Below are 15,426 nucleotides of genomic sequence, written 5' to 3'. Positions count from 1 at the left end.
GGGTGGCGCTAACGCTTACCCGGCCTACGATTTCACCGTCTTACCCTTCACTAATTTTCTCACCCATAATCGGTTCGGATTTAACGCGGCAAGGGTTTCTGCATCCATTGGGATGGGTTCATTACTCATTTGCGCGGCCAGGATCTCTGCACACAGCGGGGCGGAACACAGTCCGCGCGAGCCCAGCGCGCCCAGCATAAAGACGTCACGGTAAACCGGTGCGCGCGCGGCGGTCTCTTTGTGTTCTGACAGATTGGCGTACTGGCTGAGCGTTGCCTCATAGTCCGGCACATTGCCGACCATCGGTAAGTGATCGCGGGTGGCGCAGCGAACGCCACAGCGTGCCGATTGCCCACTGACATCCACCTCTTTTACCCATGCAGCATGCGGGAAGCAGTCGAGTAAACGCTGGCGGTTTTGCTGCTGATCCTCCTCGCGATACGTTGTCTCTTCCTCACCACGACGATAGCTCGCACCGATGCAATGATGCTGATTGGCCGGATTTTGCGGCGTGAGGTAGCCGTCGTAACACAACACCTGACGTAGGACCGACAGTGCAGGCTTGGTGGGGATATGGCTCACCTGACCGCCGACAGAATAAACCGGTAACGGTTGGGTCTGATCAAAGCGATTTATGCGATGACCATTGGCCAGCACCACTACCTCGTGTTCGACGGTTTCGCCAGTGGCAAACTGAAGCTGCCAGCTGTTTTCCTGCTGTACAAGTGATGCCAGTGTATGTTGGTAATGGGTGCGTAATCCCAGCGTCGTGGCGTAATCCAGTACGGCGGCGGTGAGCTGCGCCGGACACAGCCATCCTCCGCCAGGATACTGAATCCCGCCGCAGTTGGTTGCGACGCCGGTTGTTTGCAGAACCTGCTCAGCATCAACGGCCAGCGCGAGGTCGTCGGGTAAGGCAAGCGACAGCATCTGGGTGATTTTCTGTTGGCTTTTTTCATCCCAACCAAGTTGCGTTACGCCGCACCAGTCGTGGGCAAAATCCACCGGCAGGGTGTCATACAGACGTCGGGCAAAGGTAAATGCGGTGGGGAAAAAGAGATTAATGGCGGCGTCATGTTTACTGAGTAAAGGGTAAAGTGCGCCCTGACGATTACCGGATGCGCCCTGTGCAGGCTTATCGTCAGCGCAATACAGCGTTACCTGCCAGCCACGACGTAAGAGAGCCAGCGACAGCAGTGCGCTGGCAATACCGCCCCCGATAATAGCCGCTTCCCGTTTTTCCGTGCTGGCGCGTGAGAACCACGGTGCGGGTGACGGGAACGTGAGGTGTTGTTCCATCACGCCGCACAGCATTTCACGTTTGCGCCCAAAGCCTTTGCATTTCTGCATTGTAAAACCGGCGTCCTGCAAGCCCCGACGGACAAAACCTGCGGAGGTGAAGGTTGCCAGCGTGCCGCCCGGACGGGCCAGTCGGGCCATGGCGTTAAACAGCGTCGGTGTCCACATATCGGGATTTTTTGCCGGTGCGAAACCGTCGAGGAACCAGGCGTCGACCTGCTGGTTCAGGGATTCATCCAACTTACTGGTGAGGTCGTTAATATCGCCGAACCACAAATCCAGCGTAACCCGACCTTCATCCAACAGCAGTCGATGACAACCTGCTAACGGCAGCGGCCACTGAGCCTGTAATGACTCAGCCCACGGAGCCAGTTCCGGCCAATGCTGATGGGCCAGCATCAGGTCGTCACGCGTCAGCGGATATTTTTCAAAACTGATGAAATGTAATCTTTCCAGGGTAGCGTCAGGGTGCGCATTACGAAAAGCTGCAAATGCCTGCCAGAGGGTGAGGAAGTTTAGTCCGGTGCCAAAACCACTTTCCGCCACTACAAATAACGGGTGTGAGTGCGTGGGGAATCGATCTGCGAGATGATTGCCGCCGAGAAAGACATAACGCGTCTCTTCCAGCCCGTTATCGTTAGAAAAATAGACATCGTCAAAATCTCGGGAAACAGGTGTACCCTCAGCGTTGAATTCGAGGTTGGCAGGTTGTATCGCGTATTGTTTCACGTAAGTTACTCGTCTGGCTTGCTGTGTCTCGATCTTAACGATGAGTGCCTGAGTGCGCAAATTTCCACATAAAATGGCTGATCGGACTTGTTCGGCGTACAAGTGTACGCTATTGTGCCACTCGAAACTTTAAAATAGTGCGACTTACAGAGGTATTGAATGAAACGTGCAGTGATTACTGGCTTGGGCATCGTTTCCAGCATCGGTAATAACCAGCAGGAAGTCCTGGCATCTCTGCGTGAAGGACGTTCAGGGATCACTTTCTCTCAGGAGCTGAAGGACTCCGGCATGCGTAGCCACGTTTGGGGCAACGTAAAACTGGATACCACTGGACTCATTGACCGTAAAGTTGTGCGCTTTATGAGCGACGCATCCATCTATGCATTCCTTTCTATGGAGCAGGCAGTGGCTGACGCCGGCCTCTCTGCAGAAGTTTACCAGAATAACCCGCGCGTTGGCCTGATTGCAGGTTCCGGCGGCGGCTCCCCACGTTTTCAGGTGTTCGGCGCTGACGCAATGCGTAGCCCGCGTGGCCTGAAAGCGGTTGGCCCGTATGTGGTCACAAAAGCGATGGGCTCAGGCGTTTCTGCCTGCCTCGCAACCCCGTTTAAAATCCACGGTGTGAATTACTCCATCAGCTCCGCCTGTGCGACATCTTCGCACTGTATCGGTAACGCGGTTGAGCAGATTCAGTTGGGCAAACAGGATATCGTTTTTGCTGGCGGCGGCGAAGAGCTGTGCTGGGAAATGGCCTGTGAGTTCGATGCCATGGGCGCACTGTCTACCAAATATAACGACTGCCCGGAAAAAGCATCCCGTACTTATGATGCGAACCGTGACGGTTTCGTTATCGCAGGCGGCGGCGGTATGGTTGTGGTTGAAGAGCTGGAACACGCTCTGGCACGTGGCGCGCATATCTATGCTGAAATCGTTGGCTACGGCGCAACGTCCGATGGCGCAGACATGGTGGCTCCATCAGGTGAAGGCGCAGTGCGCTGCATGCAGATGGCGATGAACGGCGTAGATACGCCAATCGACTACCTGAACTCCCACGGTACCTCTACTCCGGTAGGCGACGTGAAAGAGCTGGGCGCTATCCGTGAAGTCTTCGGCGACAACAGCCCGGCGATCTCCGCAACCAAAGCGATGACTGGTCACTCTCTGGGCGCGGCTGGCGTGCAGGAAGCTATCTACTCCCTGCTGATGCTGGAACACGGCTTTATCGCACCAAGCATCAACATCGAAGAGATGGATGAGCAGGCGGCGGGTCTGAACATCGTGACCGAGCCGACTGAAAAAGCGCTGACGACCGTCATGTCCAACAGCTTCGGCTTTGGCGGCACGAATGCCACGCTGGTTATGCGTAAGCTGAAAGCGTAAGTCTGACGTTGTCGGCTGGATAAGGCGTTATACCGCTATCCGGCAGCAACGCATAATCGAAGGGGAGCCATCAGGCTCCCTTTTATTTATTCATTTTTTCGTATTCCGGGGCGATTTCAGCAGACCATGCTTTGGCCCGCGTAATATCTCCGGCGCTGTAGATCGGGTATTCGAAATGACCGCCTGCATCATGGACGCGATAAATTTTCCAGCGACCGTCCTCCCGGCGTGTATATACCTCCAACCGAACAGGTGCCGACTCAGTACCTAACTGAACGTCAACTTTTTCACCGCCAAGAAAGGGCCGAGCCTGCCCAACCCGTAACTGCGGGATCCACTCCGGGGCGTAATCCTGCACATACATAAAGTAGTCTGCATCCAGAATCTCCTGTTCATACAGCGTATCAATCATCGCCAGACGGTTGATAACGTCTTTAGCCACGTAGCGCTGCATTAATGTCGAGGTGTCGTTACCTTCAGTCCAGGCTTTCATCCACGAGAGATAGAACTGTTTAACATCCTCGGTACTGTCGTGGTGGGTTGTGGTGCAACCGCACAACAGCAGGATCAGAGCAATAAACGAGAACGTTTTCATTACTGCTTCCTGTAAATAGTGTATGACGGCTTAGCCGCCCGATATCCTGGACCCGCCCACATATCACGCTGCTTAAAGTCGGAATACCATTCTCTCCCGTCATATATCGCCATATGACCACTCGGGTTTCCTCCAGCATAGGGCTGAATGATGATGACATCACCCTCGCGCGGTTGTTCAAAGGTACCAATAACGCTGAACCCGGCACTTTTTAGCAATGGACCATAATCTTTGGCGTGATAAGTATGTCCTAGAGTGATACCTCCAGCCTGAATGGCCTTACGGGTATATTCTGCACAACGCTTTTGAGAATGGCTGCCCGCATGTGATTTAGCGTAATTAGCGGCTGTCGTTTTATTCCAGCTCATAGTCGTTACTGTTAATAGTATGTGTAATGACATAATGATTTAACAGTATTTAAAACATCTGAAATGACAGAAAGTGCTATTAATATAAGAAATGCAATTGACAGAGTGTATTTATTTTCCTGCTGTATCGATTTTGAATAATCTATTTATAATTATTAGTTATTCTGTATGTCCGTTTTATTTTCAGTTCGTGAACCGTCGTAGCGTGATGGCCAAATTGCTTCGGGTGTTGTTCCCAACGCCTTGGCGATGATGCTTTCTGCTCGAGGCCAGCTACGTGTAAACACATTACGCAATGAATCGGGAGATAAACCCGCTGCACGTGAAAGATCTCTGAGCGTAATACCTCTTTTTTCCAGTGCACTTTTAATATCTGCACGATGCCAGTCTTGGCTTTTGTGTTCCATTCTGTAATCCTAAGAAGATGTGTTATCGGCGCCGATATTTTTCAGGGTATAAATCAGGGTGATAAAAAGAATGTTACTTTCTTTTTGTCATGGGAATATTGCCAGAATAACTGTGAAATTTCGCGGAAAAGAAAAAATATTTTTATTTCATCAGGGGAAAGGAAAGAAACTGATGGCAAAAGAGTGGTTCACAGTTAAGGAATGTCTTGAATTGCCGGGGTTTCCGGGAAGCGCGCCTGCCGTACGCCTGCGTTTAAATCCGTACAGTGAAGGGAAGGAAGGCGTCAAGCGTAAGCGCATCAAATCTAAAGCCGAGGAGTTTCATATTTCTGTTTTTCCCTTGTATCTTCGCTCTTATTTGAATGAACAAGAGAAAACAATAGCGCCAGAGGATAACGCCTTGCAGGAAGCTGATCCTAAAGAGATCTGGGAAATGATGTTCAGGCTGTTGACCCCCGGACAGCGCAAGGAGGTGACCCGACTGTTTGGGGCAAAAGGGATTGGTGCCGTCTTTCCGTTTCTCTTTGAAGACGATTCACAAGATTAATACGCCGGTAAATGATTCCCGGTTGACAAGTTAAGACGCTCACAGGCAGACTCCGGGTTCAACATTATCCTCATGATAATGCGTAAGCGTTTAACGTTATCCAACGCACCTTAATCCTGATCGTCAGGTAGAGGGGGGCGTGGGCATTCCTCGCCTTACTCTGCATTCTGGAGTAACGCATGACAGCAGTAACCCAACAAGAAAAAACACCGTCGGCGAATGTGTCGCTGTTTCGTATCGCTTTTGCCGTTTTCCTGACCTATATGACGGTCGGGCTACCTTTACCCGTCATCCCACTGTTTGTGCACCAGGAGCTAGGCTATGGCAACACCATGGTCGGTATTGCCGTGGGCATCCAGTTTCTGGCAACGGTCTTAACACGTGGCTACGCCGGGCGCTTAGCCGATCAATACGGTGCCAAACGTTCGGCGCTGCAGGGGATGTTGGCCTGTGCACTGGCGGGAGTCGCGTGGCTATTAGCGGCACTTTTACCCGTTTCCGTTCCAGTAAAGTTTGCGTTGTTGATTGTCGGACGTCTGATCCTCGGCTTTGGCGAAAGTCAGTTGTTGACCGGCACCCTGACCTGGGGACTGGGGCTGGTTGGGCCAACGCGCTCCGGCAAGGTGATGTCGTGGAATGGGATGGCGATTTACGGCGCCCTGGCGGCCGGTGCGCCGTTGGGTCTGCTGATCCACAGCCATTTTGGCTTTGCAGCGCTGGCGGCGACCACCATGGCATTGCCGCTGCTGGCATGGGCATTCAACGGCACCGTGCGTAAAGTGCCCGCCCATGCGGGGGAACGTCCTTCGCTATGGAGCGTGGTTGGGCTTATCTGGAAACCGGGGCTGGGGTTAGCGCTGCAGGGCGTGGGGTTTGCGGTGATCGGCACGTTTATTTCGCTCTATTTTGTCAGCAATGGCTGGACGATGGCAGGTTTTACCCTGACCGCGTTCGGCGGTGCGTTTGTGCTCATGCGCATTCTATTTGGCTGGATGCCGGATCGGTTTGGCGGCGTGAAGGTGGCGGTGGTTTCTTTGTTGGTTGAAACTGTGGGGCTGCTGCTGCTCTGGCAGGCGCCAACGGCCTGGATTGCGCTGCTGGGTGCAGCATTAACCGGGGCCGGATGCTCGCTGATCTTCCCGGCGCTGGGCGTGGAAGTGGTGAAGCGCGTTCCTGCACAGGTACGCGGTACTGCACTCGGTGGTTACGCCGCATTTCAGGATATCTCCTACGGCGTAAGCGGTCCTGTCGCGGGCGTTCTGGCCACCGCGTACGGCTATTCCTCGGTATTCCTTGCCGGGGCGATTTCCGCGGTGGTGGGGATTGTTGTGACGCTGCTGACGTTGCGCAAAAGCTAAACGACGAGCCAGAATATAGCTAACACAACCAGTAGCGCCGCAAATAGCAGTCCCGGTCGCGCCGACAGTGATTTAATGGTTTCAATCACCGGTGCGAACGGGCTGTAAATCGGCTGGAGGTGGCGCGGATCGCGTAATTCCTGCTCCCTGTCACGCTCAACGCGGCGCAGGAAGATTTGGTTGAGCAAATCCTGTATCTGCACGGTGGTCAGAATCGTTTGCGGTTGGATCTGATACGTTTGCTGCGCGTAGTCCTTGATGGCCACAAGTTCATTTGGCTCTAACGGCTGCTTGAGCGCCGCCTGCAACGTTTGCAACGTCGGGGCATTTTGCAGGCTCAGCGTCTGGCGCGCCTGTAGCCAGGTGACAAGGTGCGTAAACTGTTTTGCCGGGATTAGCTCACCGCTTTTAACCCCAGACAGTTCCAGCATCGACTGCCAGATCAGCTTGCCGGATTCTCCGGTAGCGGCCGCTACTTTTGTAACCAGTTGATTCAGCGTGTTGTGCTCGGCAGGTAGCAGAGGGCGAGCGGTTGCCGGGCGTTGCTGTGGCTGCGGAATAGAAAGCTGCCCCTGCTGCAATAGCGTCAGCACATTTTTCAACTGATCGGGCGTGAGTTGACTGAGCGCCGTTTGTCCGTACTGTTGACGGATAAAATCGCTCACTGCCTGACGATTATTCCCCTGACTCAGCAGTTCCGTAAGCTGCGCCAGCACCTGACGATTGACATGTTTTTGCTGAGCAACCCCAAGTCGTTGGGTCAGGTTTTGTTCTGCAGCAGGAAAGTGACGCGACTGTAACGGCGTATCACTTTTGACGCCCAGATCGTGCTTCATTCCGGCCCACACCTCAGCGCTCTGCTGTTGGGTAAGTGAAATCAGACGGGTAATCAGTCGTTCCAGCACAGTACGTTGTTGCGTGGATAACGGTTGTTCGCCCGCAACGGAAGGGGTGTTTTGGCCTTCACCGGGAGGGCGCGCGGGCGTACCTGAAATGGGCTGCATCATCTCTGTTCCTTAAAACTGTGCTAGCCAGGTCTCGCAGTATGCCTGGCGGCGAGATTATGGCACACTTGCCCGGTTAACTCTCGTTCTCAAACAGGTGCGAAAGACGTGAAAATCCTCGTTGATGAAAATATGCCCTATGCCCGCGAACTGTTCAGTCGTTTGGGGGAGGTAAAAGCGGTTCCCGGTCGTCCGATTCCCGTCGCAGAACTGGATGATGCGGACGCCTTAATGGTGCGCTCGGTGACGAAGGTCAATGAAGCACTGCTTGGCGGGAAACCGGTTAAGTTTGTCGGGACGGCAACTGCGGGCACTGACCATGTGGATGAAGCCTGGCTTGCACAGTCAGAGATTGGCTTCTCCGCCGCGCCCGGTTGCAATGCGATTGCGGTTGTCGAGTATGTCTTTTCAGCACTGCTGATGCTGGCGGAGCGCGATGGTTTTGCGTTAGTCGATCGCACCGTGGGTATTGTTGGTGTCGGCAATGTGGGCGCGCGTTTGCAGGCGCGACTGGAAGCATTAGGGATCCGCACGTTACTTTGCGATCCGCCGCGTGCTGACCGGGGAGACGAGGGCGATTTCCGCTCGCTGAACGAACTGGTTGAGCACGCCGATGTACTGACTTTCCATACGCCGCTGTTTAAAGACGGTCCGTACAAGACCCTGCATTTGGCTGATGAAGCACTGATTAGCCGACTGAAGCCGGGCACCATCCTGATTAACGCCTGCCGTGGGCCGGTGATCGACAATACCGCGTTGCTGTCCCGCCTTAATGCCGGGCAACATCTGAGCGTGGTGTTGGATGTCTGGGAGGGCGAGCCGGACCTGAATGTCACGTTGCTCGAGAAAGCGGATATCGGTACGGCGCATATTGCAGGATACACCCTTGAAGGGAAGGCTCGGGGAACCACGCAGGTCTTTGAGGCCTATAGCAAGTTTATTGGCCGCGAACAGCACGTTGCACTGAGCACCCTGTTACCTGCCCCGGAATTTGGACGCATCACGCTGCACGGCCCGTTGGATCAGCCAACGCTGAAAAGGCTGGTGCATTTAGTGTATGATGTGCGCCGCGACGATGCGCCGCTGCGTAAAGTCGCTGGAATTCCGGGTGAGTTTGATAAACTGCGTAAAAATTACCTTGAGCGCCGTGAATGGTCGTCTTTGTACGTCATGTGTGACGACGCCGCTGCCGCTACCTTGTTGTGTAAGCTGGGTTTTAACGCCGTTCATCACCCGGCACATTAATGTCTTCTTAATGCTCCCTGTCGAATAATACGACAGGGACGCTTACGTATTTCTGGAGTAAATCACCATGTCTGAAGGCTGGAATATTGCCATTCTGGGCGCAACGGGCGCCGTAGGCGAAGCCCTGCTCGACACGCTGGCAGAACGCCAGTTCCCGGTCGGTGAGATCTATGCGCTGGCTCGTAATGAAAGCGCGGGTGAGCACCTGCGTTTTAACGGTAAATCAATCATTGTCCAGGACGTCGCTGACTTTGACTGGACTCAAGCGCAGCTGGCCTTTTTTGTCGCGGGCGTGGAAGCTACCGCGGCATGGGTCGATGAAGCCACCAATGCAGGCTGCCTGGTGATTGACAGCAGTGGTCTGTTTGCCCTCGAACCCGATGTCCCGCTGGTGGTACCGGACGTGAACCCGTTCGTACTGGCAGATTACCGCAACCGCAACGTGATTGCGGTCCCTGGCAGCCTGACCAGCCAACTGTTGTCTGCATTGAAACCGTTGATTGACGACGGTGGGCTTTCGCGTATTACGGTGACCAATATTATCTCAGCTTCCGCCCACGGTAAAAAAGCGGTGGATGCGCTGGCCGGGCAAAGTGCGAAGCTGCTCAACGGTATTCCGGTTGATGACGACGATTTCTTTGGCCGTCAACTGGCGTTCAACATGCTGCCGTTGCTGCCAGACCGCGAAGGCAGTGTGCGTGAAGAGCGTCGTATCGTTGATGAAGTGCGTAAAATCATGCAGGACGAGGGGCTGATGATCTCCGCCAGCATTGTGCAGTCGCCGGTGTTCTACGGTCATGCGCAAATGGTGAGCTTTGAAGCGTTACGTCCGCTGGCAGCAGAAGAAGCGCGCGATGCGTTTGAGCGCGGCGAGGACATTGTGCTGTCAGAAGCGACCGATTTCCCAACCCAGGTCAGCGATGCGTCGGGTAGCCCACATCTTTCGGTAGGCTGCGTGCACAATGATTACGGTATGCCAGAACAGGTACAGTTTTGGTCTGTAGCAGACAACGTACGCTTTGGCGGCGCGTTGATGGCGGTGAAAATCGCTGAAAAACTGGTGCAGGAGTATATGTACTAATGTCTGACCTGCAACAGCTGCCCGTCCATAAAATTGCGCTGGGTATTGAGTATGATGGCAGCAAATATTATGGCTGGCAGCGCCAGAACGAAGTTCGCAGCGTTCAGGAAAAGCTGGAAAAAGCACTTTCGCAGGTCGCCAATGAACGCATCACGGTATTTTGTGCCGGGCGTACCGATGCTGGCGTTCATGGTACGGGCCAGGTGGTGCATTTTGAGACCACCGCGCAACGTAAAGATGCGGCATGGACGCTGGGGGTAAATGCGAATTTACCTGGTGACATTGCCGTGCGTTGGGTGAAAGCTGTACCGGATGATTTTCATGCGCGGTTTAGCGCCACGGCGCGCCGCTACCGTTATATCATCTACAATCATCGGTTGCGCCCAGCAGTTCTGGGTAAAGGCGTGACGCATTACTATGAGCCGTTGGATGCTGAACGTATGCATCGTGCGGCCCAATGCCTGATTGGGGAGAATGATTTCACCTCGTTTCGGGCAGTGCAGTGCCAGTCGCGCACACCGTGGCGTAACGTGATGCACATTAACGTTACGCGTCATGGTCCTTATGTGGTGGTAGATATTAAAGCGAATGCCTTTGTACATCATATGGTCAGGAATATTGTTGGCAGCCTGATGGAAGTAGGTGCCCACAACCAGCCGGAGAGCTGGATAGCAGAACTGTTAGCGGCGAAGGACAGAACGCTGGCAGCGGCAACGGCGAAAGCGGAAGGTTTGTATCTGGTGGCGGTAGATTACCCCGACCGGTTTGACCTGCCAAAACCGCCGATGGGCCCGCTATTTCTGGCGGACTAATTTGAGTCGTATAAAGGCATACTATGGAACTGATTTACTTTCTTATTGATTTTATCCTGCACATTGATGTGCACCTGGCGGAGTTGGTCGCGGAATACGGTGTCTGGGTATATGCCATTCTGTTTCTGATCCTGTTCTGTGAAACCGGACTGGTGGTTACGCCGTTCCTGCCGGGAGATTCGCTGCTGTTTGTCGCAGGCGCGCTTTCTGCATTGCCCACTAATGATTTAAATGTCCATCTGATGGTGGCGTTAATGATCGTGGCGGCAATCGTGGGCGATGCGGTGAACTACACTATCGGTCGGGTGTTCGGCGAAAGGCTGTTCAGCAATCCGAACTCGAAAATTTTCCGTCGCAGCTATCTGGATAAAACCCACGCGTTCTATGAGCGTCATGGCGGTAAAACCATTATTCTGGCGCGTTTTGTCCCTATCGTACGCACATTTGCACCGTTTGTTGCCGGTATGGGACACATGTCCTACCGTCATTTTGCACTGTTTAACGTAGCGGGCGCGCTGCTGTGGGTATTACTGTTCACCTACGCAGGCTATCTGTTTGGCGATCTGCCGGTGGTGCAGGAAAACCTGAAATTATTGATTGTGGCGATTATCGTCCTCTCCGTATTGCCTGGTGTTATCGAAGTGATTCGTCACAAACGCGCAGCATCAAGGGCGCAAAAATAGAAAGTAACTCAGCGGTTCGACCACTTTTTTGTCCAAAGTTTCGGGCTGTTATGTTTTAATGTGCAACATTCATGGTCTGTTGGGGGCAAAAATGGCATTATGCGCCCCTTATAACAAAGCTGACTAAGGTTCAGGCAGAAAGGTCACCAATGAGCTGGATTGAACGAATTAAAAGCAATATTACTCCCACCCGCAAGGCAAGCATTCCTGAAGGGGTGTGGACCAAGTGTGATAGCTGCGGTCAGGTACTATACCGTGCTGAGCTGGAACGTAATCTTGAGGTCTGTCCGAAGTGTGACCATCATATGCGCATGTCGGCGCGCAATCGCCTGCATAGCCTGTTAGATGAAGGTTCTCTTGTGGAGTTGGGTAGCGAGCTTGAGCCGAAAGACCTGCTGAAGTTTCGTGACTCCAAGAAGTACAAAGACAGACTGGCTTCTGCGCAGAAAGAAACCGGTGAAAAAGATGCGCTGGTAGTAATGAAAGGCACGCTTCACGGTATGCCGGTCGTTGCAGCCGCATTCGAGTTCGCGTTTATGGGCGGCTCCATGGGTTCTGTGGTTGGCGCACGTTTTGTTCGTGCCGTTGAGCAGGCGCTGGAAGACAATTGTCCGCTGATCTGCTTCTCCGCTTCCGGCGGGGCGCGCATGCAGGAAGCGCTGATGTCGCTGATGCAGATGGCTAAAACCTCTGCGGCGCTGGCAAAAATGCAGGAACGCGGTTTACCGTATATCTCTGTACTGACTGACCCAACCATGGGCGGTGTTTCCGCAAGTTTCGCGATGCTGGGCGACCTCAACATTGCTGAACCGAAAGCATTGATTGGCTTTGCCGGTCCACGTGTTATTGAACAAACCGTACGTGAAAAACTGCCGCCGGGATTCCAGCGCAGTGAATTCCTGATTGAAAAAGGCGCTATCGATATGATCGTCCGCCGTCCGGAAATGCGCCTGAAACTGGCGAGCGTTCTGGCGAAGCTGATGAATCTTCCGGCGCCGAATCCGGATGAGCCGACGGAAGGCGTAGTGGTACCTCCGGTACCCGATCAGGAATCAGAGGCCTGATAACGGACTCTATGGATTTCGCGTCGCAGGAAGACGGTGAGTGATTCCCGATGAGCTTACACCGCTAAGTGATTCGGGGGAGCGAGCACAGCCAACGCGCCTGCAACGTGAAAGACGACGAGTAGAAAAGGGCAGGCCGGTTGGCGCTGCCCTTTTGCTTTTATTAACGTGACGAATTGACAGGCATCATGGACAATAAACGTATTCCCCAAGCCGCGTCGCCCCTGGCGTCGTGGCTTTCTTATCTGGAAAACCTGCACAGTAAAACCATCGATCTCGGCCTCGAGCGCGTCAGCCAGGTTGCACGAAATCTGGGTGTGCTGAAACCCGCGCCGTTTGTTTTCACGGTGGCAGGCACCAACGGTAAGGGTACAACCTGCTGTACGCTGGAATCCGTACTGACCGCGGCGGGATATAAAGTCGGGGTATACAGTTCTCCTCATCTGGTGCGCTACACGGAACGTGTTCGCGTGCAGGGGCGTGAACTCGCGGAATCTGCCCATACTGCCTCGTTTGCCGAGATTGAAGCCGCACGCGGTGATATTTCGCTGAGCTATTTTGAATACGGTACGCTGTCGGCGCTGTGGTTGTTTAAGCAGGCTAAGCTTGATGTGGTGATTCTGGAAGTCGGCCTGGGCGGGCGTCTTGATGCTACCAATATCGTTGATGCTAATGTCGCCGTGGTCACCAGTATTGCACTTGACCATACTGACTGGCTGGGGCCGGATCGCGAAAGCATTGGTCGTGAGAAGGCTGGGATCTTCCGCGCTGAAAAACCGGCCATTGTCGGTGAACCGGAAATGCCTTACACCATTGCCGATGTGGCACAAGAGACCGGGGCTATTTTGCAGCGCTGTGGCGTTGACTGGCGCTATGTGGTGACGGAAAGCGACTGGTCCTTTACCGACAGTCACGGTACGCTGACGCATCTTCCGTTACCTCAGGTGCCGCAACCTAATGCCGCCACGGCGTTGGCTGCGCTACGGGCAAGCGGACTTGATGTTAGCGAGCAAGCGATTCGTGAGGGGATTGAGCAGGCCATTTTACCGGGGCGTTTCCAGATTGTGAGCGAATCGCCGCGCGTTATTTTTGATGTCGCACATAACCCTCATGCAGCAGAATATCTGACCGGGCGTCTGAAAAAGTTAGTGAAAAACGGGCGCGTGCTTGCGGTTATCGGTATGCTACATGATAAAGACATTGCTGGTACGCTGGCCTGGCTGAAAAGTGTGGTAAACGCGTGGTATTGTGCGCCCCTGGAAGGGCCGCGAGGCGCGACGGCAGAACAACTGCTGGAACATCTGGGAACAGGTGAAGCCTATGATAGCGTGGCGCAGGCATGGCGTGCGGCGTTGGCAGATGCAAAACCAGAAGATACCGTGTTGGTGTGTGGATCGTTTCACACTGTCGCACATGTCATGGAAGTGATAGACGTGGGGAGAAGCGGTGGCGAGTAAGTTTCAGAATCGATTAGTCGGCACAATTGTGCTGGTTGCGCTCGGGGTGATTGTGCTTCCCGGGCTGCTTGACGGGCAGAAAAAACATTATCAGGATGAGTTTGCGGCCATTCCGTTGGTGCCTAAACCTGGCGATCGCGATGAGCCGGATATGATGCCGGCGGCAACGCAGGCGCTGCCGACGCAGCCGCCGGAAGGTGCAGCAGAAGAGGTGCGCGCGGGCGATGCTGCCGCGCCGTCGTTGGATCCGTCGCGCCTGCCGGTAGCTAACGGCGCGGAGTTTGATCCTATTCCTGCGCCGGTCGAGCAACCTAAACCTAAACCGAAGCCACAACCTGTTGTTGCGACGCCAGTGCCAACACCGGCCCCTGCACCTGCACCGAAACCGGTTGTCGCAGAAGCGCCGGCACCGACCGGCAAAGCGTATGTTGTGCAACTGGGTGCGCTGAAAAATGCGGACAAGGTCAATGAGATCGTGGGTAAACTTCGCGGTGCGGGTTTCCGGGTATTTACTTCCCCGTCCACGCCGGTACAGGGTAAAATAACCCGTATTCTCGTTGGGCCTGATGCCTCCAGAGATAAGCTGAAAAATTCGCTTGGCGAACTGCAGAAGATCTCCGGCTTGAGTGGGGTCGTGATGGGATATACCCCTAATTAAGGGGGACGTTGCCTGATGGCGCTGCGCTCTACGGCGCTACGCTTAGGTAGGCCGGATAAGGTGTTTACACCGCCATCCGGCAGTGCCCAAAGAGGCAAAAAGTTAGATGGCGTTGAAGATTTTTTCAGCGCCATTTTTATTTACGCGTGGAAAGGAAATCCCTACGCAAACGTTTTCTTTTTCTGTTAGAATGCGCCCCGAACAGGACGACAGGGCGTAAAATCGTGGGACATATATGGTCTGGATTGATTACGCCATTATCGCGGTGATTGGTTTTTCCTGTCTGGTTAGCCTGATCCGTGGCTTTGTTCGTGAAGCATTATCGTTGGTGACTTGGGGTTGTGCTTTCTTTGTCGCCAGCCATTACTACACTTACCTGTCTGTCTGGTTTACGGGCTTTGAAGACGAACTGGTTCGAAATGGGATTGCTATCGCGATACTGTTTATCGCGACACTTATCGTCGGCGCTATCGTTAACTTTGTGATAGGCCAACTGGTGGAGAAAACAGGTCTGTCGGGTACCGACAGGGTGTTGGGGATCTGCTTCGGTGCTTTGCGCGGAGCGTTGATCGTCGCCGCCATACTGTTCTTTCTCGATACGTTTACCGGTGTGTCGAAAAGTGAAGACTGGAGTAAGTCTCAGCTGATCCCGCAGTTCAGTTTCATCATCAGATGGTTCTTTGACTATCTGCAAAGCTCGTCAAGTTTCTTGCCCAAAGTATAAATTTTGGGTCGTTGC

General features: G+C 53.8%; 16 protein-coding genes. 11 read left to right on the top strand and 5 right to left on the bottom strand.

Annotated elements, in window-relative coordinates; genetic code table 11:
• Nucleotides 1-24: 24 nt before the first annotated feature.
• On the bottom strand, nt 25-2,028 hold the full coding sequence (mnmC, locus tag FDW98_RS12515) for a bifunctional tRNA (5-methylaminomethyl-2-thiouridine)(34)-methyltransferase MnmD/FAD-dependent 5-carboxymethylaminomethyl-2-thiouridine(34) oxidoreductase MnmC (RefSeq protein ID WP_096756332.1): 2,004 nt from the start codon (nt 2,026-2,028) through the stop codon (nt 25-27).
• Nucleotides 2,029-2,187: 159 nt separating this feature from the next.
• Here mnmC and fabB point away from each other — a divergent pair, with 159 nt between their 5' ends.
• Nucleotides 2,188-3,408, top strand: a complete 1,221-nt coding sequence (gene fabB / locus FDW98_RS12510) for a beta-ketoacyl-ACP synthase I (RefSeq protein ID WP_096756333.1) — start codon at nt 2,188-2,190, stop codon at nt 3,406-3,408.
• 82 nt (nt 3,409-3,490) lie between these two features.
• On the opposite strand, the gene FDW98_RS12505 is transcribed toward fabB, so the two are convergent.
• The 3 genes from FDW98_RS12505 to FDW98_RS12495 form a co-directional block, all read right to left on the bottom strand.
• Nucleotides 3,491-4,003 carry a YbjP/YqhG family protein gene (locus FDW98_RS12505; RefSeq protein ID WP_096756334.1) on the bottom strand — a complete coding sequence of 171 codons (513 nt, stop codon included), beginning with the start codon at nt 4,001-4,003 and terminating at the stop codon, nt 3,491-3,493.
• Nucleotides 4,003-4,371: an NlpC/P60 family protein gene (locus tag FDW98_RS12500; RefSeq protein ID WP_096756335.1), complete on the bottom strand. Its 369-nt coding sequence runs from the start codon at nt 4,369-4,371 to the stop codon at nt 4,003-4,005. The genes FDW98_RS12505 and FDW98_RS12500 overlap by 1 nt, the downstream gene beginning before the upstream one ends.
• Before the next feature lie 155 nt (nt 4,372-4,526).
• Complete coding sequence (locus FDW98_RS12495; RefSeq protein ID WP_096756336.1) at nt 4,527-4,778, bottom strand: helix-turn-helix domain-containing protein; 252 nt, start codon at nt 4,776-4,778, stop codon at nt 4,527-4,529.
• Between the two features lie 172 nt (nt 4,779-4,950).
• Here FDW98_RS12495 and FDW98_RS12490 point away from each other — a divergent pair, with 172 nt between their 5' ends.
• Nucleotides 4,951-5,325: a hypothetical protein gene (locus tag FDW98_RS12490; RefSeq protein ID WP_096759365.1), complete on the top strand. Its 375-nt coding sequence runs from the start codon at nt 4,951-4,953 to the stop codon at nt 5,323-5,325.
• A gap of 179 nt (nt 5,326-5,504) precedes the next feature.
• Nucleotides 5,505-6,683, top strand: a complete 1,179-nt coding sequence (locus FDW98_RS12485; RefSeq protein ID WP_096756337.1) for an MFS transporter — start codon at nt 5,505-5,507, stop codon at nt 6,681-6,683.
• On the opposite strand, the gene flk is transcribed toward FDW98_RS12485, so the two are convergent.
• Nucleotides 6,680-7,687, bottom strand: a complete 1,008-nt coding sequence (flk, locus tag FDW98_RS12480) for a flagella biosynthesis regulator Flk (RefSeq protein ID WP_096759366.1) — start codon at nt 7,685-7,687, stop codon at nt 6,680-6,682. The genes FDW98_RS12485 and flk overlap by 4 nt on opposite strands.
• A gap of 108 nt (nt 7,688-7,795) precedes the next feature.
• On the opposite strand from flk, the gene pdxB reads away from it, so the two are divergent.
• From pdxB to cvpA, 8 genes are all read left to right on the top strand, one after another.
• Entirely contained in the window at nt 7,796-8,932 is a 1,137-nt protein-coding gene (gene pdxB / locus FDW98_RS12475; protein ID WP_096756338.1) for a 4-phosphoerythronate dehydrogenase PdxB, read from the top strand.
• Nucleotides 8,933-8,999: 67 nt separating this feature from the next.
• Nucleotides 9,000-10,013 (top strand): aspartate-semialdehyde dehydrogenase, encoded by a 1,014-nt coding sequence (locus FDW98_RS12470; RefSeq protein ID WP_096756339.1) that lies wholly within the window; start codon nt 9,000-9,002, stop codon nt 10,011-10,013.
• Nucleotides 10,013-10,825 carry a tRNA pseudouridine(38-40) synthase TruA gene (gene truA, locus FDW98_RS12465; RefSeq protein ID WP_096756340.1) on the top strand — a complete coding sequence of 271 codons (813 nt, stop codon included), beginning with the start codon at nt 10,013-10,015 and terminating at the stop codon, nt 10,823-10,825. Before FDW98_RS12470 ends, truA begins: the two co-directional genes overlap by 1 nt.
• 23 nt (nt 10,826-10,848) lie before the next feature.
• Nucleotides 10,849-11,508, top strand: a complete 660-nt coding sequence (locus FDW98_RS12460) for a DedA family protein (protein WP_096756341.1) — start codon at nt 10,849-10,851, stop codon at nt 11,506-11,508.
• 149 nt (nt 11,509-11,657) lie between these two features.
• Complete coding sequence (gene accD, locus FDW98_RS12455) at nt 11,658-12,572, top strand: acetyl-CoA carboxylase, carboxyltransferase subunit beta (RefSeq protein ID WP_096756342.1); 915 nt, start codon at nt 11,658-11,660, stop codon at nt 12,570-12,572.
• A gap of 188 nt (nt 12,573-12,760) precedes the next feature.
• Nucleotides 12,761-14,029 (top strand): bifunctional tetrahydrofolate synthase/dihydrofolate synthase, encoded by a 1,269-nt coding sequence (gene folC / locus FDW98_RS12450; protein WP_096756343.1) that lies wholly within the window; start codon nt 12,761-12,763, stop codon nt 14,027-14,029.
• A complete protein-coding gene (dedD, locus tag FDW98_RS12445; RefSeq protein WP_096756344.1) occupies nt 14,019-14,687 on the top strand; it encodes a cell division protein DedD in 669 nt (222 codons plus the stop codon). The genes folC and dedD overlap by 11 nt, the downstream gene beginning before the upstream one ends.
• Nucleotides 14,688-14,922: 235 nt before the next feature.
• Nucleotides 14,923-15,411, top strand: coding sequence for a colicin V production protein (gene cvpA / locus FDW98_RS12440; protein WP_096756345.1), 489 nt, complete (start codon nt 14,923-14,925; stop codon nt 15,409-15,411).
• Nucleotides 15,412-15,426: the final 15 nt, after the last annotated feature.

The organism is Citrobacter sp. wls711 (assembly GCF_005281055.1).
GTDB lineage: Bacteria > Pseudomonadota > Gammaproteobacteria > Enterobacterales > Enterobacteriaceae > Citrobacter > Citrobacter gillenii.
This window is presented reverse-complemented; position numbering and strand designations above follow the sequence as displayed.